General features: G+C 72.7%; 17 protein-coding genes. 11 read left to right on the top strand and 6 right to left on the bottom strand.

The window, feature by feature from the left end:
* Window positions 1–187: 187 nt before the first annotated feature.
* Together ACQUQD_RS02310 and ACQUQD_RS02305 are read left to right on the top strand one after the other, a co-directional pair.
* Window positions 188–685 carry a peptidylprolyl isomerase gene (locus ACQUQD_RS02310; RefSeq protein ID WP_428950204.1) on the top strand — a complete coding sequence of 166 codons (498 nt, stop codon included), beginning with the start codon at window positions 188–190 and terminating at the stop codon, window positions 683–685.
* Window positions 686–880: 195 nt separating this feature from the next.
* Window positions 881–2209 carry a S28 family serine protease gene (locus tag ACQUQD_RS02305; protein WP_428950203.1) on the top strand — a complete coding sequence of 443 codons (1329 nt, stop codon included), beginning with the start codon at window positions 881–883 and terminating at the stop codon, window positions 2207–2209.
* Between the two features lie 29 nt (window positions 2210–2238).
* On the opposite strand, the gene ACQUQD_RS02300 is transcribed toward ACQUQD_RS02305, so the two are convergent.
* Window positions 2239–4419 carry an FUSC family protein gene (locus ACQUQD_RS02300; RefSeq protein WP_428957427.1) on the bottom strand — a complete coding sequence of 727 codons (2181 nt, stop codon included), beginning with the start codon at window positions 4417–4419 and terminating at the stop codon, window positions 2239–2241.
* A gap of 387 nt (window positions 4420–4806) precedes the next feature.
* Here ACQUQD_RS02300 and ACQUQD_RS02295 point away from each other — a divergent pair, with 387 nt between their 5' ends.
* Window positions 4807–5934 carry a glycoside hydrolase family 88 protein gene (locus ACQUQD_RS02295; protein WP_428950202.1) on the top strand — a complete coding sequence of 376 codons (1128 nt, stop codon included), beginning with the start codon at window positions 4807–4809 and terminating at the stop codon, window positions 5932–5934.
* 89 nt (window positions 5935–6023) lie between these two features.
* The gene (locus ACQUQD_RS02290) at window positions 6024–6224 is read left to right on the top strand and encodes a hypothetical protein (RefSeq protein WP_428950201.1); all 201 of its coding nucleotides are present in this window, start codon (window positions 6024–6026) and stop codon (window positions 6222–6224) included.
* On the opposite strand, the gene ACQUQD_RS02285 is transcribed toward ACQUQD_RS02290, so the two are convergent.
* The gene (locus ACQUQD_RS02285; protein ID WP_428950200.1) at window positions 6218–7843 is read right to left on the bottom strand and encodes a penicillin-binding transpeptidase domain-containing protein; all 1626 of its coding nucleotides are present in this window, start codon (window positions 7841–7843) and stop codon (window positions 6218–6220) included. The genes ACQUQD_RS02290 and ACQUQD_RS02285 overlap by 7 nt on opposite strands.
* 204 nt (window positions 7844–8047) lie before the next feature.
* Between ACQUQD_RS02285 and ACQUQD_RS02280 the strand changes: the two genes are divergently transcribed.
* Window positions 8048–9295, top strand: coding sequence for a hydrolase (locus tag ACQUQD_RS02280; RefSeq protein WP_428950199.1), 1248 nt, complete (start codon window positions 8048–8050; stop codon window positions 9293–9295).
* A gap of 46 nt (window positions 9296–9341) precedes the next feature.
* On the opposite strand, the gene ACQUQD_RS02275 is transcribed toward ACQUQD_RS02280, so the two are convergent.
* Window positions 9342–10217: an SGNH/GDSL hydrolase family protein gene (locus tag ACQUQD_RS02275; protein WP_428950198.1), complete on the bottom strand. Its 876-nt coding sequence runs from the start codon at window positions 10215–10217 to the stop codon at window positions 9342–9344.
* Window positions 10218–10800: 583 nt separating this feature from the next.
* Window positions 10801–10962 (bottom strand): hypothetical protein, encoded by a 162-nt coding sequence (locus tag ACQUQD_RS02270; protein ID WP_428950197.1) that lies wholly within the window; start codon window positions 10960–10962, stop codon window positions 10801–10803.
* Window positions 10963–11128: 166 nt separating this feature from the next.
* On the opposite strand from ACQUQD_RS02270, the gene ACQUQD_RS02265 reads away from it, so the two are divergent.
* A complete protein-coding gene (locus ACQUQD_RS02265; RefSeq protein ID WP_428950196.1) occupies window positions 11129–11533 on the top strand; it encodes a tautomerase family protein in 405 nt (134 codons plus the stop codon).
* 469 nt (window positions 11534–12002) lie between these two features.
* Complete coding sequence (locus tag ACQUQD_RS02260) at window positions 12003–12212, top strand: hypothetical protein (protein WP_428950195.1); 210 nt, start codon at window positions 12003–12005, stop codon at window positions 12210–12212.
* Window positions 12213–12216: 4 nt separating this feature from the next.
* Here the strand turns inward: ACQUQD_RS02260 and ACQUQD_RS02255 are convergent, their stop codons facing one another.
* Window positions 12217–13125 (bottom strand): LysR family transcriptional regulator, encoded by a 909-nt coding sequence (locus ACQUQD_RS02255; protein ID WP_428950194.1) that lies wholly within the window; start codon window positions 13123–13125, stop codon window positions 12217–12219.
* A 100-nt stretch (window positions 13126–13225) separates the two neighbouring features.
* Between ACQUQD_RS02255 and mdlC the strand changes: the two genes are divergently transcribed.
* The 4 genes from mdlC to ACQUQD_RS02235 all read left to right on the top strand — a co-directional run bounded on the left by mdlC (window position 13226) and on the right by ACQUQD_RS02235 (window position 19287).
* Entirely contained in the window at window positions 13226–14806 is a 1581-nt protein-coding gene (gene mdlC, locus ACQUQD_RS02250; RefSeq protein WP_428950193.1) for a benzoylformate decarboxylase, read from the top strand.
* Window positions 14807–14808: 2 nt separating this feature from the next.
* Entirely contained in the window at window positions 14809–16266 is a 1458-nt protein-coding gene (locus tag ACQUQD_RS02245; RefSeq protein WP_428950192.1) for an aldehyde dehydrogenase family protein, read from the top strand.
* Window positions 16267–16364: 98 nt separating this feature from the next.
* Entirely contained in the window at window positions 16365–17588 is a 1224-nt protein-coding gene (locus ACQUQD_RS02240; protein WP_428950191.1) for an MFS transporter, read from the top strand.
* Between the two features lie 160 nt (window positions 17589–17748).
* Window positions 17749–19287 carry an MFS transporter gene (locus ACQUQD_RS02235; protein WP_428950190.1) on the top strand — a complete coding sequence of 513 codons (1539 nt, stop codon included), beginning with the start codon at window positions 17749–17751 and terminating at the stop codon, window positions 19285–19287.
* A gap of 73 nt (window positions 19288–19360) precedes the next feature.
* On the opposite strand, the gene ACQUQD_RS02230 is transcribed toward ACQUQD_RS02235, so the two are convergent.
* Window positions 19361–20173, bottom strand: coding sequence for an alpha/beta fold hydrolase (locus ACQUQD_RS02230; RefSeq protein WP_428950189.1), 813 nt, complete (start codon window positions 20171–20173; stop codon window positions 19361–19363).
* Window positions 20174–20267: the final 94 nt, after the last annotated feature.

Raw genomic sequence — 20267 nt, 5'->3', positions numbered from 1 at the left:
TCGTAGGCGGCGCGCGTACCGGCCTCACAGGGCGTATCCCCGTACGGAGTGCTCCCGCCGCGCCCGACGGCCCGGGAACGGGAGGAACCCGTCGCTTTCCGGCACCGGAGTGTCACGGAACGTACGGACACGGCCGTGCGGCCGGGCCGAATCGGCAATCCGGGGGTCGTGATGCAAGGATTGCCGCATGGCAATCAAGACCTACTTCGACATCACGATCAACGACGAGCCCGCCGGGCGGATCACGTTCAACCTCTTCGAGGACGTCGTCCCGAAGACCGCGGAGAACTTCCGCGCCCTGTGCACCGGCGAGAAGGGCTTCGGCTACGCCGGTTCGTCCTTCCACCGCGTCATCCCGCAGTTCATGCTGCAGGGCGGCGACTTCACCGCCGGCAACGGCACGGGTGGCAAGAGCATCTACGGCGAGAAGTTCGCCGACGAGAACTTCCAGCTCAAGCACACCAAGCCGGGCCAGCTCTCCATGGCCAACGCGGGCCCGAACACCAACGGCTCGCAGTTCTTCATCACGACCATCGTCACCGACTGGCTCGACGGCAAGCACGTCGTCTTCGGCGAGGTCGCGGACGAGGCGAGCATGGAGCTCGTGAAGAAGATCGAGGCCCTCGGCTCGCGCAGCGGTGCCACCTCGGCCAAGATCACGATCGCCGAGTCCGGTCAGCTCTGACCGACCTCGCACGGAGCCGGGGCCCCCGCCGTACAGGCGGGGGCCCCGGCTCCGTCGTTTCCCGCCCGCGCGGCAGCCGGACAGTGACGGGACAGTAAGACGACGACCCCAACTCCCCGCCGGGCGGCTCGGGTTAAGGTCTCGGTCGACGGACCAGTGATCCAGTTCACCGTTTCCTCGACCCGGGAGGCCTCCGTGCGTCTGCGCACCTTGCCCACGCTGCTCTTGTCCGCCGCCCTCACGGCGGGAGCCCTGGCCGCCACCGCGGCACCGGCCGCCGCCTCCACCGCCTCCGCGGCGTCCTTCGAGGAGCGGCTGCGCGCCATACCGGGGGTCACCGTCACCGCGGTCACGGACAAGGAGGGCTTCCCGCTCTACTCCCTGTCGATCACGCAGCCGATCGACCACGACAAGCCGTGGTCGGGCACCTTCCAGCAGCGGTTCACCCTCTGGCACAAGTCGACGGCCAAGCCGGTCGTCTTCTACACCGGCGGCTACGGCCTGTCGTCGACCACCCGCGAACCCACCACGATCCTCGACGCGAACCAGCTCAGCGTCGAGCACCGCTTCTTCGGCCCGTCCGTCCCGGCCGGCGCCACCCCGTGGCAGAAGATGACCGTCCAGCAGGAGGCCGCCGACGAGCACGCCATCGTGCGGGCCGTCAGACCGCTGTACGAGAAGTCCTCGAAGTGGCTCGCCACCGGTGGCAGCAAGGGCGGCATGACCGCGACGTACCACTACCGCTTCTACCCGCGGGACTACGACGGCGTGGTCGCCTACGTCGCCCCGAACGACGCGAACAACAAGGACGACAGCACCTACGACCGCTTCTTCAGGACGGTCGGCACCAAGGAGTGCCGCGACGCGCTCGCCGCCGTGCAGCGCGAGATGCTCGTGCGGCGCGACACGCTCCTGCCGAAGTTCGAGAAGACCGCCGAGGACGCGGGCTACACCTTCACCGACACGCTCGGCACCACCGACCGCGCCTACGAGTTCGCGGTCCTCGACCAGGTGTGGAACTTCTGGCAGTCGGGCACCGTCGACAACTGCCCGACGGTGCCCGACGCGAAGACCGTCTCCGACGACGGGCTGTACCAGTGGTCGCTCGACCACGGCCTGTCCATCTACGAGGACTCCACGCTCGGCGCCAACGGATCGGGCCCCTACTACCGGCAGGCCGCCGCCCAACTCGGCTGGGCCGACCTGAAGTTCGAGAACCTCAAGGGCGTCCGCCACTACCTGGACATCTACCAGCCGAACTCCGTGCTCCCCGCCGACATGCGCACCGGCTACGACGGCGCCGTCATCAAGGGCGTCGACAAGTGGGTGCGCACGGAGTCGCAGCGCATGCTGTTCGTGTACGGGCAGAACGACCCGTGGAGCGCCGAGCAGTTCACGCCCGGCCAGCGCGACTCGTACAAGTACATCGTGCCCAACTCCAACCACGGCGCCCGGATCTCCGCCCTGCCCGCCGACCAGCGGGACGCGGCCACCGCCACGATCCGGCGGTGGGCCGCGCAGTAGCCGCACGCACGGGGGCCGGTGGGCCCTCGCTACTTGCGCGGGCCCACCGGCACGTCCAGGGGCCTGGCCAGGCCGGTGATGCCCTCGTCGAGGCGCTGCAGATGACGCAGCACGCGGAACGTGACGGTGTTCGCGGCCGGGACGCCGAGGCCGTCGGTCTCCAGCATCGCCGCGATGCTCGCGCCCGACTCGACGCTGCCCGTCGTGTCCGTCTCGGTCACGTGCGCGACGAGCACGTCGATGTTGTGGGCGATGCGCCGCGCGGCCCGGCCCAGGCGCGGATCGGCACCCACCCGCTTGCTGTACGGCACGAGTTCGGCGGTCGCCGCCAGCGACCGGGCGTGGTAGGCCGACGTCTCCAGGAGCGCCACCAGGTAGCGGGCCGTCTGGCGCCGCTCGCGCAGCGGCGTGATCGGATGGGTCAGCGGCTGCGTGGACGCCCGCAGGTCGTCGAGCGCGGTGTCCAGGTCCCGCGCCTTGTCCAGGAGATCGACCGCCGGTCCGCCGCTGAGCTGCTCCACCGCGCCCGCCACGACCTCGCCGAGCCGCTCCAGGACCGTGCCGAGCAGTTCGTCGGTGCGGCTGTCGGTACGCACCGGCAGCACCAGCACCGCCGCGATGATGCCGCACGCCGCGCCGAGGGCCGTCTCCTCGATGCGCAGCACGAGCACGTCGAAGCTGTAGGTGTTCAGGAGCGTGTACAGCAGGCCCAGCATCGCCGTCACGAAGAACGACATCAGCGCGTACGACAGCGGAGCGGTGAAGAACATCGCGAACACGCACAGCAGGACCAGCACGAACGCGAGCCAGGTGTGGTGACCCACCGCCCCGGCCAGCGCCACACCGGCGACGACCCCGAGGACCGTGCCGAGCAGCCGTCGGTAGCCCTTGACGACGATCTCGCCCGTGGACGCGGTGTTGAGGAAGACGACCCAGCAGGTGAGTACCGCCCAGTACCAGCGCTGGCTCGACAGGAACTCGCCGCCGACGATGGCGAGCGCCGAGCCGACGGCGACCTGGAACGCGGCGCGGGTGGTCGGCCGCTTGAGCCCGTCGGGTTCCTCGGCCTCCTCCTCGGCGGGTGCCTCCTTCTCCGCCGTGATGGACACGTCCTCCGCGTCGAACTCCTCGCGTGACCGGGTCGTGGCGGGGGAGTCGTCGGACTCGTCCTGCGGCCCGTCGAGCGCGAGCCTGAGGCCCATGACGGCGCGCGCCGCCTCACCGATGCCGCGGAACACGTCCTGCGCGGCGAGCGTGGCCCCCGGCGGGATGCGCTCCTCGTCGCGGTAGCCGAGCAGACGGTTGCGTACGTGGGCGACGGCGGTGCCCCGGTTGGCGTCGGCGGGGCGCGCCACCATCAGGTGCAGGGCGCCCAGGTCGCGGCGGAGCGTGGCCGTCGCCTCGTCCTCGCGGGGCAGCAGCGCGCCGGCGGCCGGCACCGGCGCGCCCGGCAGGTGCAGGGTGAGGGTGTCGGCGCGCTCGGCACTGCGCGCGTTCAGGAGCAGCATGCCCAGGCGCTCGGCGGCGACCTCGGCGTCCGCGACACGGCGCTGGATCAGCGCGGCCGTGGCCGCGTCCCGGGTGCCGTCCTCCAGACGGCCCTGGATCATCAGCGCCGCCTCGTGCAGACGTGCCGTGTGCCGGCGCAGGTCGTCGAGGACGTCCTCGAGCTCCTCGGGCGGGGCGTCGAGCAGCCGTGTCTGCGCGGTGACCAACTGGGCCAGCCGCGCCCGGAACGCCTCGCGCAGCCGCCCGAGCACCAGCTGGGGCGTCTCCGGCACGAGCACGAAACGGGCCACCGCACTGCACACGAACGCGATCGCCAACGTTCCGAACAGGAGGGGCAGTTGATCCACCGACGCGTTCACGAACAGGGACACGAAGTAGACCTGGAAACCGATCAGCCCGAGCGCCGTGCCCCGGTCGCCGAATCTGCGACTGTAAACCGCGCCGAAGATCAGCGCGATGAAGAACAGGTCGCCCACCACCACCCGGCTGTGCAGCAGCGCGCCGAGCGACATCGCCGCGAGCGCCACCGGCAGGCCGAGCGCCAGCGTGGCCGCCTGCCCGCGCACCGTCTTCTCGCGGATCGCGAACGTGCCGACCATCGCGGCCATCGCGCCCGCGACCATGTGCGTGACATCGGTTCTGAGCAGCGAGAGCACGGCGAGGGCCAGGCCGATCGCGGCGACGGTCCGCAGTCCGGCCATCAGTCGCAGCAGCCCCGGGTCGGACGCCACGAAGCGGTCCCACGTCCGGGTCAGGGCCGGCCGTCGTGCCACCTGGGTCACCTGTGTCACTCCAAGATCGATCCGTCGTTCGTGCCCCCGAGCATACGAGGATGCGAACGCGGCCTTGACGTGAGCATGGCCTAGTCCTTTACTGCTCCTGCCGTGATTCACGTTGATACGCGATGTTCACACACCTGAACTTCGGCTCTGTGTGGCCGAGTTGACCCGAACCAGGATGTGAGGCACGGAAGTCGATGAAGCGATGTGTCTGTTCGCCGACCGTGGTGTCCGAAGGGCTGCTCCCGCCGCGCCCGTGCCCGCATCCGCGCCCGTTACCCGTACCCGCACCCGAGAGAAGGCCCCCACATGCGTAGACGCCACTTCCTCTCCGGCGCCGCCGCCCTGACCGTGACGACCGCGCTCGCGCCCCTGGCCCACGCGGCTCCTCCACCCGCGGCGCTGCCGCCCCGCACCGAGATCGTCACGGTGCTGCGCCGCGTCGCCGACCACTGGATCGCCGCCCACAGCGACTCCGGCGACAACCTCTGGGCCAACGCCACCTTCTTCAGCGGCCTGCTCGCCCTGCGTCGCCTGACCGGCGACACCCGCTACCTCACCTACGCGCGCAACTGGGCCGAGCGGCACGACTACGCCCTCAACGGCGGCGCCACCACCCGCCACGCCGACAACCAGTGCGCAGCGCAGGCCTACCTCGACCTGTACGAGGCCGAACCCGAGGACGCGAAACTCACCGCCCTCGAAGCCAACCTGCACCGCATGACGTACACCGACCAGCCCGACAAGAACGACGACTGGTGGTGGGACGACGCCCTGCACATGGCGATGCCCCCGTTCGCCCGTCTCGGCGCGCTGCGCGCCGACCCCGCGTACGCGCAGAAGCTGCACCGCCTCTACAGCCACACCAAACACACCGAGGGCGGCCCCGGCCTCTACGACGACGCGACCGGCCTCTGGTACCGCGACAAACGCTTCCTGCCCGGCGGCATCGTCGCGCCTTCCGGCAAGCCGGTCCTGTGGTCGCGCGGCAACGGCTGGGTGGCCGGCGGCCATGCCAAGACCCTGAAGGCGCTGCCGAGCGCGCACCCCGACGCCCCCGAGTACCGCGCCACTCTCAAGCGCCTGGTCGAGGCGGTCGCCGCCGTCCAGCGAACCGACGGCTTCTGGAACGTGAACCTCGCCGACCCGACGCACCTGCCGGGCCCCGAGACGAGCGGCACCAGCTTCTTCCTGTACGGCACCGCGTACGCGATCCGCGCCGGACTCGTCGACCGGGCCGCGCTGCTGCCCGTCGCGGCCCGCGCCTGGAACGGCCTCGTCGGCAAGGCCGTGCACCCCGACGGTTTCCTCGGCTACGTCCAGAAGGTCGGCGACCGGCCCGAGTCCAGCCAGCCGATCACCTACGACAGCACGGCCGACTTCGGCGTGGGCGGCTTCCTCCTGGCCGGGACGGAGCTCGCCGCACTGGCCGCGTGACGTGCGCGGACGGGGCCAATCGGTCGGACTCGGCGAGGCGCGTCGGGCACGTGCGCCGGGTCCGGCCGTCGCCGTCGGACGATGATCGGATGATCGATGTAGTGGTGTTCCTGTGTGGAGTCATTGGCGTCGCCCTGCTCACCGAGGCCGCGTGGACGATGCGGCGCAGCGTGCAGGAAGGGGGTGACACGACCGCGGTCGTCGCGAAGGCCGTCAGCATCGCCATGGCCGCCTCGCTGTGCGGGGCCCTCGGCCTGACCGCGGTCCTGGTCTTCGCCGTCTCTCACTGACTCCCGTCGACCGACCGGAGAACGGCCGCCACGAGCGGCCCCGACGACTCCCCGCCCCGGCCGCCGCGCTGCATCACGGCGGCCGCGGCGAGGTCACCGTGCCAGGCCGCGAACCAGCCGTTGGGCTCCTTCTGCCCGATGACCTCCGCCGACCCTGTCTTCGCCCCGATGTCCCCGCGCAGCCCCAGCATGGAGCCGGCCGCCGAGCCGGACGTCGCCGTCGTGTGCAGCAGATCCCGCAGCTGCTCGTGCGCGGCGCGGTCGAGCGTCCGCCGCGCCGTGGCGAGCGTGCGGTGATCCACGGAGGGCGCGACGAGATACGGCTGCCTGAACTGCCCCGTCCGCGCGGTCGAGACGACCGACGCCATGGTCAGCGGGTTCATCCGCACCTCGCCCTGCCCGATCATCTGGGCCGCCTTCGACGCGGCGTGCTCGACCGGCACGGACCCGTCGAACGCCGTGACACCGACCGACCAGTGCTCACCGATCCCGAAGACGTCACGGGCCTGGCGGGACAGCTCCTCGTCCGCCAGCTTGCCCGCCTGCGTGATGAAGGCCGTGTTGCAGGACGCCGCGAAGTCGGCGCGGAACGTGCCGCCGGGGATGTCGAAGTCGTCGACATTGTGGAACTGCCAGCCGCCGTACGACGCGGTCTTCGGGCACGGATGCGGCTTGTCCGGGTCGGCCAGCTTCTTCTCCAGGAGCAGCGACCCCGTGATCATCTTCATCGTCGAGCCGGGCGCGAGCCGCCCCTCCAGGGCCGTGTTCGGGCCGTCCGCACGCGAGTTGGCGACCGCCAGGATCTCCCCGGTCGACGGCTTGAGCACCACGATCGAGGCATCGGCGCGCCGGGCGACCTCGCGCTCGGCCGCCTTCTGCACCCGCGCGTGGAGCGTCGTGCGCAGCCGCCCGGGCGCGCCCTCCGGGACGGACAGCAGCGCCGTGCCGCTCGGCGGCTCCGCGTCAGCACCGGCCGCGGCCGGTGGCACGATCCGCAGCTCGACGCCGGGCCGACCGCCCGCCGTCTTCCCGTACGTGCGCCGCAGCCCGTCCACGACCGGGCCGAGCGAGGGGAACGCCCGCGTGTCCAGCGTCCGCCCGTCCCGGTCGACGGCACGCACCGGCGCGGCCCCGGCCTGCTGCGCCACCAGCCGCTTCCCCTGCCCGAGCCGGGGGTGCAGCACCCGGGGCTCCCAGCGCACGACGGCCTTCCCGTCCCCGGCCCGGCGCACCACGGTCAGCGCGGTCTCGTACGTCAGGGGCGCGCGGGCCCCCTCGTAGGAGAACTCGGCCTTCACCGAGAACGGGACCCGCGTTCCGGCGGGGGTGCCCGGCACGAGGTCCCGTGCCGTGAGGCGGGCGTGCTCCCTGTAGTCGCGCAGTGCCGCTTCGGCCGCCCGCGCGTCGTTCGTCCGGTCCGCGGCCGCGCCGGTGTCGCCGTCGGCCCACGCGCCGAGGAACCCGGTGGCCGCCGAGCGGACCTCCGCCGCCGACAGCGGCCCGGTCCGCGGGGCCTCCTGCCCGCCGAACGCGACCCAGGCGCCCACCCCCGCGCCGACCAGCCCGAGCGACGCCGCGCCCGCGATCCAGAGGTGCCGTCTCCTGCGCTCGCCGCCCACGGGGCCTCCGCCCTGCCGCTGGTTGTTCCCGACGCCTCACAGTAGGGCGGCCGACGCCCGCGCTCCCTGTCGGAATGCGCCGTTCAGGGGCTGCTCCCCTTATGTGGCCCAGGCGCGCTGCGGACCCGTACCGGGGGATACCCCCAGCGCGCCCGGCGGGCCTGCCGGATGGTGCGGCCCCCGGCGCCCGGCCAGCCTCGGACCATGGACGAACACGGGACCACCGCACGCATCGGACTCGGCCGCCGCTCCGTACTGGCCGCGGGCTCCGCCCTGTTGGCGCTGGGCGCGACACCCGCGGCGGCCGCCGCCAGGGCTCCCTCGGCGGACCGGGCACGGCTGCGGCTGCCCGCTCCGACGGGCCCCTGCCCGGTGGGCACGACGGCGCTGCACCTGGTCGACCGTGCCCGACGCGACCCCTGGACGGCAGGTCCCGTACGGGAGTTGATGGTGGACGTGCGGCACCCGGCCCGCTCCGTGACCGGGCACCGCCGCGCCGCACAGATGACGAGACGGGAAGCGGCCGGATTCGACCGGCTCAACAACTTCGCCGGGCTCCCCGCGGGCCGCGTCGACTGGGCCGCCACGCGCACCTTCGCCCACGCCTCGGCGCCCCTGGACCGGAGCGCGCCGCACCCCGTGGTGCTGTACTCGCCCGGCGTCCTCGACCCGCGCGGCCTGGGCACCACCCTCACCGACGAACTGGCTTCCTGGGGCTATGTGGTGATCGCGATCGACCACACCTACGACGTGTCGGCCGTCGAGTTCCCGGGCGGCCGGGTGGCCGGGAGCCGGCTCCCGGCGGAGTTCACGGCGGCACAGGAAGCGGGGCCCGCCGCGGTGACCGCGCTCCTGGAGAAGACGGCGGCGGTACGCGTCGCCGACCTCCGCTTCGTCGTCGACACCGTCACCCGGGCCTTCGCGGACGGGCGCCTGCGGCGGGCGCCGATCGGCGCCTTCGGCCAGTCCGCCGGCGGCTTCGCGGCCCTCCAGGCACTCCACGACGACCGCCGCATCGCCGCGGCGGCCGATCTCGACGGGGTGCTCGCGTACGTCCAGGACGACCACGACGAGGGCCGGCTCTCCACAGTGGCGGCCGAGGGCACCGACCGGCCGGTGCTCCTGATGGGCAGCGAGGGCAACGACCGCCTCACCGTTCCCTCCTGGCGCGAGTTGTGGCGGCACAGCACCGGATGGCGCAGGGACCTGACCCTGAAGGGGTCACGGCACGCCACGTACACCGACGCCACGACGCTGCTCCCGCAGGTCGCCGCCCGCCTCGATCTGCCGCGCGAGACGCTCACCGACTGGGTCGGCACGGTGCCCGCGCCCCGCGCGGTCGCGGCCCAACGGGCTTATCTGAAGGCCTTCTTCGACCGTCACCTGCGCGGCCGGGACAGCCGTCTTCTCGACGGGCCCTCGGCGCGTTTCCCCGAGGTCGACTTCACGTAGCCGGGCGCGCGGCGCCCCGCGCGCCCGGCCACGGTGCCGCCCGCGGTCAGCGCAGGCCGAGCGCGTCGATCGTGAGGTCCGCCATGGCCGACTCGCCGAGCGCGTTCGGATGCACGGGGACGAAGTTCGTGCCGAACAGCGCCGGTTCGACCCAGCGCTTCCCGGTGGCCTGGCACGCGTCGTGCCCCTCGGACGCCCGGGACAGATCGACGTAGGTGGCCCCGGTCTCCGCCGCGGCCCGCTGCACCGCACTGTTGAGGTGGATCTGGATGTCGCGCACGTACGGCACGTCGCCGGACGCGATCGGCATCTTCACGAAGCAGCCCGCCTGCGCCTTGGCCGGCATGATCCACGGGTAGCCGAGGATCGCGACGCGGGCCTGCGGCGCCTTGTTCCTGACCGCCTGCAGCGCCGCCTTCACCGCCGGGTAGGTCTTGGTGTCGATGTCGTCGCCGAACTTGTCCCCGTACAGGGACTTGCACGGATGACCCTGGCCCGCCGAGGCGATCCCGGCCGACGCGCAGGCCAGGATCGTGCTGATGAACGTGTTGTTGTCGTTGCCGCCGATCGTCATGGTCACGAGGCGGGTGTCCGCGCCGAGCGCGTCCAGCTGCGGGGCGACGCCGGGGTACTGCGACCCGGCGAAGTCCTTCGTCTGGGCTCCGCCGCACGTCACGTCCTTGAGGGCGGCGCCGGTCCGCTCCGCGATGACGTGCGGGTAGTTGGCGGTGGAGCGGGCGCACAGCAGGCTCGCGGACGGATCGAGGGGGAGGACGCCGGAAGCGGCGCTGTAACTGTCGCCGAGTGCGACATAGGGGAGGGGCTGCGGGGTCGCCTGTGCCGGGACGGTCAGGCCGAGGCCCGCCGCACCCGTCGCCACGGCCACGGCCGCGAGACGCTTCCTGAACGCGCGAATCGCCATCTGTTGCTCCTTCGAAACCGGCTCGGCTCATGGCCAAGTTCCTTGTGAGGCAGGGGACTTCAGCGCTGTGAGTTGAAGCTACCGACCAGTTTGAAAATGAGTCAATAGGCGTGCACGGGGTCGTGACCTGGGAATTGCGCGCACTCGTGGGGCGCAATTCCGCGGGACCGGCTGCCGGCTTCGGCGGGCGCGCGGCCTCGGGGGAGCGGGTGAGGGACGGGAAGGGTGTTCCGCGTCACGGCCGGGCGTCACGGCCCGGGCGGGTGCCAGGGGATGCACGCGGACCGCAGGAGCGAGGCGCTCGACCGCAGTGGGTGGGTGGGCATGTCGGACACGGTGATCTTCGCCACGGTCGCGGCGCGCGGCGAGCGCTCGGGGCGACGGGGATGTCCGCCGAGCCCGCCGGGTGCGCCCGAGATGGAGTGAGCAGGTTCACGCCCGCCGGTCGGGATCGACGGCGGCGCGCGCACGATATGCCGGGATCGTTCCCGGCGGCGGATGCGGGCGAATGCGGTGCGGCGCTGTGCGTGGAGCGTGCTCCCGGTCGCCGTGCGGGGCGACCCGGGGGCCTTGGGGGCCGCTCTCAGCCTGCCTGCGGGGCGTCCTGGGCGTGGCCGAAGTCGAGGACGTCGTCTGCGGTGCGCTCGGCCTGCTGCGCGGCCTCGCGGACGTCGGCGAGGACGTCGCCCTGCTCGTCGACGAGACGGTCGTAGATGGGCGCCGGGGCGGTGGACGGTGCGGGCACGGTGCAAGGCTCCTGATCGTTGCGGTGTCGATACCGCTGGTGGTTCGGGACAAAGGGGGACCCTACGCGGACCGGATGTGCCGCGGCCAGTCGGGGTCCGTCCAGGACCACGCCTTCTGTAACTACTAGTATGTACAGACATTGCTCGCCATCGAGGAGTACGCCCATGCCTCTGGTCCGGATCGACGCCCTGAACGCCGACAGTGATCGGCTCCACGCTCTGGGGCGCGCCGTGCACGACGCGCTCGCCGACACCATCGGCTCCCCGCCGGACGATCTGTTCCAGGTGCTCACGAGTCACGACGGCGACCGCAGCGTCCTGCGCTACGACGGTTACCCCGGCGTCTCGCGCGACGACGGTGTCGTGTTCGTCGGGATCACCCTGCGCGCGGGCCGGACGCCCGATCAGAAGCGTGCGCTGTACCGGCGGATCGCGGAACTCGCCCACGCGTACGCGGACACGGAACCTCGCAATGTCCTTGTCACCCTCACCGAGAACGCGTCGATCGACTGGTCGTTCGGCCACGGACTGGCGCAGTATCAACTCGACGAAAATCAGGGGGAGTTGTAACGCGATGCCCTGCTGAACTCGTTGAACGGTGCCGGTATCCCCCGGCGGTGTCCGAGTCCAGGCGGCACCCTCGCGGGGCGTGGCGGCGGCAGCCTCCCGCGATCTCGGGCGGGTTGTTCTTCGACCTCATCGGCCGTCGCGTGGCCGTTCCGGTGAGCGAGAGGGCCGGTGCTCCCGGCGCGGGCGCTGTCGCCCGCCACACCCTCGGCCTGCCTCGCGCCACTCGCGCCACGGCGGTCCGCGCGACCGTCCGAGGGGTCGGAAAAGCCGCGGCGGACGAGCGCGAATACGGCTGCCACCAGCAGGAACGGGAGTCCGCGCCGGTGTCGTGGCGAGGGCGGCGCGCCGCCCGGATCGGAAGCCGCGGGCATATTCGCGCCAACCCTGCACAAGGCGCGGACACGCACCCGGCGGTCCCGTACACAGGAAAGGAGTGGCGGGGCCGCGGTGGAGCGGGGAGGGCCGTCGGATGATCACGGTAAGTGTCGCACTATTACTGGCTGTCATCGCCTTCATGCTGCTGCGGCGCCCGGTCGGCCCGAGAAAGAGGGGCGACACCTTCTTCACGATGCTGGTCGCTCTCGTGCTCGGCGTGCTCATCGCTCCCACCGCCCTGGGGCAGGGAATCACCGACGTGATGAGTCAACTCGCCAACGCCATCTCGCAGATCGGACAGTAGGCGCTCAGTCCGCGACGGCGTCGACAAGCGTGTTTCGCAGGAAGTCGACGAGCCAGTGCTGGGCCGGAGTGCGCGCGTGGGCGTGCCGGGCGTAGACAGAGACCTGGGCCGGTTCGATGTCGAAGGGCAGTTCCAGCAGGCGCACCCGGTGGTCCGCGGCGAACATGCGGGCCACCAACCTCGGCGCCATGGCGATGAGTTCACTGTCCTGCACGAGATACGGCAGCCCCGCGAACCGCGTCACGTCGAGGGCCACCCGGTGCAGCAGCCCATGGGCCTCCAGTGCGCGGCGCGGCCCGTCGTGACCGGCCGGGCCCGAGACGGTGATGTGCCGCTCGGCGCCCAGTCCCGCCAGGTCCACCGCGTGGCCGCGCAGCCGGGGATGGTCCCGGGCGGCCACGGCCACGTACCCCTCCGAGAACAGTGGGATCCGCGCCACCCGGGGCGACCCGAGCGGCGGTGTGGCGATGAACGCGTCGATCTCGCCGCGCCCCAACTGGTCCGTGACCTGGGCGACATCGAGGTGCCGGACCGTGAGCGTGGCGCCCGGCGCGTGCCGCGGCAGCGCGGCCATCACCCGCGGCAGCAGGGCGACCTCGCCCAGGTCCGACAGGCACACCGTGAACGCGGCGCGCGCCGTAGCCGGATCGAACAGGCGGACTCCGCTGACCGCGGCCTCGATCTCCGACAGGGCGCTGTGCAGCGGCGCGTACAGCGCGCGGGCCGTCGTCGTCGGCGCCAGCCCCGCGCCGGTGCGCCGGAACAGCTCATCGGCGAACCGGCGGCGCAGCTTCTGCAGGCCGTAACTGACCGTGGGCTGCGTGACATGCATCGCCTCCGCGGTCGCCGTCACGCTGCGCGTCTCGTAGAGCAGCACGAAGGTCCGGACGAGATTGAGGTCGAAGTCCCGCATTATCGATCCTGTCTATGAAGCTGCTCGGCAACATTGATTGGAGCACGGTCGGCTTCCTCCCTACGCTCTGCGGCACACAGCCGGTCAAGGAGGACCCTGTATGCCGACCGCACGCCGGATCGCCCATGAGTTCCTGGAGCGCCGCGGGCTGACGACGATCTTCGGCAATCCCGGCTCGAACGAACTGCCGTTCCTGGCCGGGCTGCCCGACACCTTCCGTTACGTTCTCGGTCTCCACGAAGGCGCCGTGGTCGGCATGGCCGACGGATACGCCCAGGCCACCGGCGACCCGGTCCTGGTCAACCTGCACTCCGCCGCCGGCTCGGGCAACGCGATGGGCGCACTCACCAACGCGGTCTCCGCCCGCTCCCCGCTCGTCCTCACGGCGGGCCAGCAGGTCCGCTCCGCCATCGGCCTCGAGGCGATGCTCACCAACGTCGAGGCCACCCAGCTGATGCGGCCGCTCGTCGGCTGGGCCGGCGAACCGGCCTGCGCCGCCGACGTGCCCCGCTCCCTCGCCCAGGCCGTCTTCGAGGCCGAACTGCAGCGCCGCCCGACGTATCTGTCGGTGCCCTACGACGACTGGGCCGCCGAGGCCGAGGACACCTCCGTCCTGGACCGCCGGGTGCGGCGCGGCCTCGTACCGGACGACGGCCAACTGGACGATCTCGTACGAGAGATGGGCGAAGCCCGTGCCCCGGTCCTCGTCCTCGGCGGCGACCTCGACACCGCGGGGCTCCTCGACCGGGCCGTGGCCTGTGCCGAGCACCTCGGCCTGCCCGTGTGGGTGGCGCCGTCGCCGCACCGGCTGCCGTTCCCCAACCGGCACCGACTGCTGCGCGGCGTCCTGCCCGCGGGGATCGGCGCCGTCTCGGACGCGCTGGCCGGACACGACCTCGTCCTGGTCCTCGGGGCGCCCGTGTTCCGCTACCACCAGCACGTCCCGGGGCCCTATCTGCCCGACGGCGCCCGCCTGTTCCAGGTCACCGACGACGCGGGCGCCGCCGCCCGCGCGCCGATGGGCGAGGCCCTCGTCGCCGACCCCGGACCCGTCCTCGACGCCCTGATCACCCGGCTCCCCGCGCGCCAACAGGCGCACGGGGACAGTCAGTTCATACCCGCGCCCGAACCCGCCACCGCCGACGGAGCCCTCCACCCGGAGCAGGTCTTCGCCGCCCTGCGCGACACCCAGCCGCCGCACACCCGCTACGTCGTCGAGTCGACCTCCACGAACGCCGCCTGGTGGCGGCAGATGGACCTGCGCCACCCGGGCTCGTACTTCTTCCCTGCTTCCGGCGGTCTCGGCTTCGGTCTGCCCGCCGCGGTCGGCATGGCGCTCGGCGACCCGACCCGGCCGGTCGTCGCGGTCGTCGGCGACGGCTCCGCCAACTACGGCATCACCGCCCTGTGGACCGCCGCCCACTACCAGGTGCCCGTCACCTTCCTGATCCTGCGCAACGGCACGTACGGCGCCCTGCGCTGGTTCGGGCGGCTGCTCGGCACCCCGGACGTGCCCGGCACCGACATCCCCGGCATCGACTTCACCGCGCTCGCCACCGGATACGGGGTCCCCGCCACCGCAGTGCGCGAACTGGACGAACTGCGAGCCCAGTTGAAGACTCCCGCCGCCGCCGGACCCCGCCTCGTCCAGGTCGACACCCACCTCACCACACCGGAGTGACGATGCCCCTTCTCGAAGACCCCCGCTGGCACGACCGCATCCACCTCGGCGGCTGGACCCCCGGCTCCGGCGGCGCCACCCCCGTCGTCGAACCCGCGACAGGGCGAGGTCTCGGCTCCCTGGGCACCGCCACGCCCGAGGACGTCGCCCGAGCCGCCGCGCAGGCCGAACAGGCGCAGCGGGCCTGGGCCCGCACCGCGCCCGCCGAACGCGCCGCCGTGCTGCGCCGGGCCGGTGACCTGTGGGCCGCCCACGCCGACGAAGTCCAAGGCTGGCTCGTCCGCGAGGCCGGCTCCGCCCGCGCCAAGGCCGCGCTGGAGACCGAGATCGCCGCGGGGGAGTGCCACGAGGCGGCGGCCCTGCCCACGCATCCGCTCGGTGACGTGCTCAGCAGCGGCGAACCGCGCTGGTCCTTCGCCCGCCGCATCCCGGCCGGAGTCGTCTCCGTCATCGCCCCCTTCAACTTCCCGCTGATCCTGGCCATCCGCTCGGTCGCCCCCGCGCTCGCCCTCGGCAACGCCGTCCTCCTCAAGCCCGACCCGCGCACCGCCGTCTCCGGAGGCGTCAGCATCGTCCGCGTCTTCGAGGAGGCCGGCCTGCCCGAAGGGCTGCTGCACCTGCTGCCCGGGGACGCCGAGGTCGGCGCGGCCGTCGTCGAGGCCCCCGAGGTGTCGGTCGTCTCCTTCACCGGCTCCACCGCCGCGGGCCGCCGGGTCGGCGAGGCCGCGGCCCGCCACCTCAAGCGCGTCCACCTCGAACTCGGCGGCAACAACGCGCTCGTGGTGCTGCCGGGCGCCGACCTCGCCGCGGCCGCGTCGGCCGGCGCGTTCGGCTCGTACCTCCACCAGGGCCAGATCTGCATGTCCACCGGTCGCCACCTGGTCCACGAATCCCAGGCGGACGCCTACCTCTCCCTGCTCGCGGAGAAGGCCGCCGCTCTCCCCGTCGGCGACCCCGCGACCGCCGACGTCGCGCTCGGCCCCATCATCGACGCCCGCCAACTCGCCCGCATCGACCGGGTGGTGACCGACAGCGTCGCCGCCGGCGCCCGCGTCGTCGCGGGCGGCAAGCCCGACGGCCCCTACTACCCGCCGACCGTCCTGACCGACCTCGACGACACCACCCCGGCCTGGCGCGAGGAGATCTTCGGTCCCGTCGCCCCGGTGCGCACCTACCGCGACCTCGACGAGGCGGCCCGCGTCGTCGACGACTCCCCGTACGGCCTGTCGGTCGCGATCCTCGGCGACGTCGGCGCCGCCATGACCCTCGCCGACCGCGTCCGCTCCGGCAAGGTCCACATCAACGAACAGACCGTCCTCGACGAACCCGCCGCACCCTTCGGCGGCACCGGCGACTCCGGCAACGGCTCCCGCTTCGGCGGCGCCCGCGCCAACATCGACGCCTTCACCGAGACCCAGTGGGTCACCGTGCGCCCCGAGATCGCCCCCTACCCGTTCTGACCCCCCGTCCCCCTCCGTCCCCCTGTCTTCCCCGTCTCCTCTCCTATCCTCGCTTCTCCTCCCCGTCCCCATCCGCTCATCCCGCTAGGAGTACGGCAATGACGACGTCTCCCCGGGGAGCCACCACAGCGCTGCTGTGCTGGCTGACCGTCCTGCTCGAGGGATACGACCTGGTGGCGCTCGGCGCGACCATCCCGACCCTGCTGAAGACGCACCACCTCGGCTTCACCCCGGCCGACGCCACGGCGGTCGCCACCGTGTCCCTGGTCGGCGTCGCCGTCGGCGCGGCCGGACTCGGCCCGCTCACCGACCGGTTCGGGCGGCGCGGCATGCTCATCGGCTCGGTCCTGCTGTTCTCGGTGTTCACCCTCGTGACGCCGCTCGCGCCGAACGTGGCGGTGTTCGGCGCCCTCCGCTTCCTCGCCGGCCTCGGCCTCGGCGCCTGTATGCCCGTCGCCCTGACCACCATGTCCGAGAACCTGCCCGAGCGCCGCAGGGCCGCGGCCAGCACCTTCACCATGACCGGCTACCACGTCGGCGCCGTCCTCACCTCCGTCCTCGCCCTGTCCGCCGGCGACGACTGGCATCTGCTGTTCTACGGCGGGGGAGTCGCGGGGCTCCTCGTCGTCCCCCTGATGTGGTGGCGGCTGCCGGAGTCCGCCGCCTTCCTCGCCGCACGCACCGGCCCCGAGGGCGAACGCGTCGGCGCCCGCGACCTGCTCGGCCCCCGGCTGCGCCGCACCACCCTCGCCGTCTGGGGCGGCTCCTTCATGGGCCTGCTGCTCGTGTACGGCCTCAACACGTGGCTGCCCCAGCTGATGCGCAGCGCGGGCTATCCGATCTCCCGCTCGATCGCGCTGCTCCTCGTCCTCAACGTCGGCGCGGTCATCGGTCTCGTCGTCGCCGGACTCGTCGCCGACCGGTACGGGATCCGCCGCGTCGCCCGCATCTGGTTCGCGACCGGTGCCGTGCTGCTGGCCGTACTGAGCCTGCGGATCGCGAACAGCGTGCTGCTCAACGCCCTCGTCCTGCTGACCGGCGTCTTCGTGTTCTCGGCGCAGGTGCTCATCTACGGGTACGTCGCCCAGGTCTTCCCGGCCCGGACCCGCGGCACCGCCCTGGGCCTGGCCTCCGCGGTGGGCCGGCTCGGGTCGATCACCGGACCGTTCGTCACCGGCGCGCTGGTCACCGCGGGCATCGCCCACCCCTGGGGGTTCTGGTTCTTCGCCGGAGTGGCGGCGCTCGGCCTCGGCGCGATGCTCCTGCTCGCCGCACCCGCGGCCGATCCGGCCGCGGCACCACGGACGGTCCCGGCCGGATGACCCCGTAAGCGCCCGGCACCGCGCCACGCGGCGCCGGTTCGCACCCCCATGTGCCGCGCGCTCCAGGGCGGTTCCACCGGGGACACCCGTCCGGGTTAGGGTTACCTAACCTGTGGGGTGTCCCCGGTGTTCCCCCGCGCCTGCCCATGAAGGAGCCCGCATGACGGCGACGCCCGCCGCCGAGCAGCCGCCCGCCCTCGCGTCCGACCGGCCCAAGGACCCGCGCCGCTGGCTGATCCTCGGCGTGATCTGCCTCGCGCAACTCGTCGTCATCCTCGACAACACCATCCTGAACGTCGCCGTCCCCACCCTCACCGCCGACCTCGGGGCGAGCACGGCCGACATCCAGTGGATCATCAACGCGTACGTCCTCGTACAGGCCGGACTGCTGCTCACCGCGGGAGCCGCCGCCGACCGCTACGGCCGCAGGCGCCTGCTGCTCAGCGGTCTCGCGGTCTTCGGCGCCGGCTCGCTCGCGGCCGGACTCGCCCAGAGCGCGGGCCAGTTGACCGCCGCCCGCGCGGGCATGGGTGTCGGCGGCGCGCTCCTGCTGACCACCACCCTCGCGGTCGCCGTGCAGGTCTTCGACGAGGACGAACGAGTCCGCGCCATCGGCATCTGGGCCGCGGTCAACGCCCTCGGCTTCGCCGCCGGGCCGCTCGTCGGCGGTGTCCTCCTCGACCACTTCTGGTGGGGCGCCCTCTTCCTCGTCAACCTGCCCGTCGTGGTGCTCGGCCTGTGTGCCGTCGCCTTCCTCGTGCCGGAGAGCAGGGCCGAGCAGAGCCACCGCCCCGACCTGTTCGGCGCCCTGCTGTCGACGGTCGCCATGACCGCCCTCGTGTACGCCGTCGTCTCCGGGCCCGACCACGGCTGGGCCTCGCCGCAGGTCCTCGTGGGCGCGGCTCTCGGTGTCTGCGCCCTGGCCGCGTTCGTCGTCTGGGAGCGGCGCTTCCCGCACCCGATGCTGGACATGAGCTTCTTCCGCAACCGCACCTTCACCGGAGCGGTGTTCGGGGCGCTGCTCATCACCTTCGGCAGCGGGGGCGCCCTGTTCCTGCTGACGCAGCAGCTCCAGTTCGTCCTGGGCTACGGGCCGTTGGAGGCGGGACTGCGCACCGCCCCGTTCGCCCTGACCGTCGTCCTGTTCAACTTCACCGGCCTGTCGGCCCGGTTGAGCACGCGGCTCGGCATCCCGGGCGCCGTCGCGCTCGGAATGACCCTGCTGGCCTGCGGGCTCGCCGCGGTCGCCGTCGCCGGGCGCTTCGTCGACGGATACGGCGGGCTGCTCGCCGGGCTCTTCCTCATGGGCGTGGGCTGCGCGTTCGCCAACCCGGCGATGGCCGTGGCCGTCCTCGGCTCCATGCCGCGCGAGAAGGCGGGCGCGGGCGCGGGCATCGAGGGCACGGTCACCGAGTTCGGCAGCGGCCTGGGCGTCGCCGTCCTCGGTGCCGTGCTCAGCGCCCGCTTCTCCGCGCTGGTCCCGGTGACCGCGGCCTCGCTGCCCGCAGCCCTGGCCGCCGCGGACTCGGCCGCCGAACGCGGCACGGTCACCCGGGCCTTCGGATCGGCCCTGGAGACCGGTCAACTCGTCGGCGCGGCAGCCGTGCTGACCGGAGGACTCGTCGCGGCGACCCTGCTGCGCCGGGCCGAGCGCGAGGGAGCACCGGCACCGGCCGCCGCCGTCACGGATCCCGTGTGAGCCGAGCTTCCTCCGCGGGACACGCGCGCACCGAGGAGGAGGCCGCTCGCGGTGCGGTGCACCGGCGCGTCCGCTACGAAGCGGGGCAGCGCGTACGCAGGAAGTCCAGCAGCACGTCGGTGAACCGCTCGGGCTGCTCGACGCCCGGCAGGTGCCCGGCCTTCTCGATGACGGCCAGTGTCGCGTCCGGGACGAGCCCGGCCAGGGACTCGGCCTCCGCGACCGGCGTGTAGACGTCGTCGGCGCCGACCACGACGAGCGCGGGCACCCGGGCCGCGGCCAGGCTCTCCCGGTAGTCCGGCCGCTCGGCCCGCCCGCGCAGGGCGGCCGCCGCACCCCGCGGGTCGGTGGCCCGCATCATGCCCAGGACGTGCTCGGCGACATCGGGCAGCGCCGTCACGTTGTAGGCGGCGAGCATCTTGTCGATGACCTCGTCGGCGTACCCGCCCATGCCTTCGGCGAGCAGCCGGTCGGCGAGCCGGTTGCGGAACGCCTTGCCCTCCGCCGTCTCGGCGGGCGCGGACGTGTCCGACAGGACGAGGGCGCGGGTGCGCCGCGGGTGACGCAGATGGAACTCCATGGCGATCTGCCCGCCCATGGAGACCCCGCCGACCACCGCACGCCCCACTCCCACGTGGTCGAGGAGCGCGGCGACATCGTCCGCGAAGCGGGACAGCAGGACGCTGCCCGGCGTGACATCGCTCTCCCCGTACCCCCGCAGATCCGGTGCGAGCACCCGGTACCCGGCGACGGCCAGCGCCTCGGCCTGCGGACGCCACAGCGTCCGGTTGAAGGGATGCCCGTGCACCAGCACGACCACGACCCCCTCCGCCGGCCCGAGGTCGTCGTACCGAAGGACGGCGCCGTCCACCCTGACTCGGTCCATCGAGAGCACTCCTGACGTGGTCGGTCGCCGCTGGGCCGGTGGCCGCACGGTAGGTCGCGTCCAGCGCCCCGATCAAGGGGATTACGCGTCAGGG

The sequence above is a fragment of the Streptomyces sp. cg35 genome, from assembly GCF_050410835.1.
In the GTDB taxonomy this organism is placed as follows: domain Bacteria; phylum Actinomycetota; class Actinomycetes; order Streptomycetales; family Streptomycetaceae; genus Streptomyces.
Note: the sequence above shows the minus strand (reverse complement) of the source record. Positions and strands in the feature narration are given on the sequence as shown.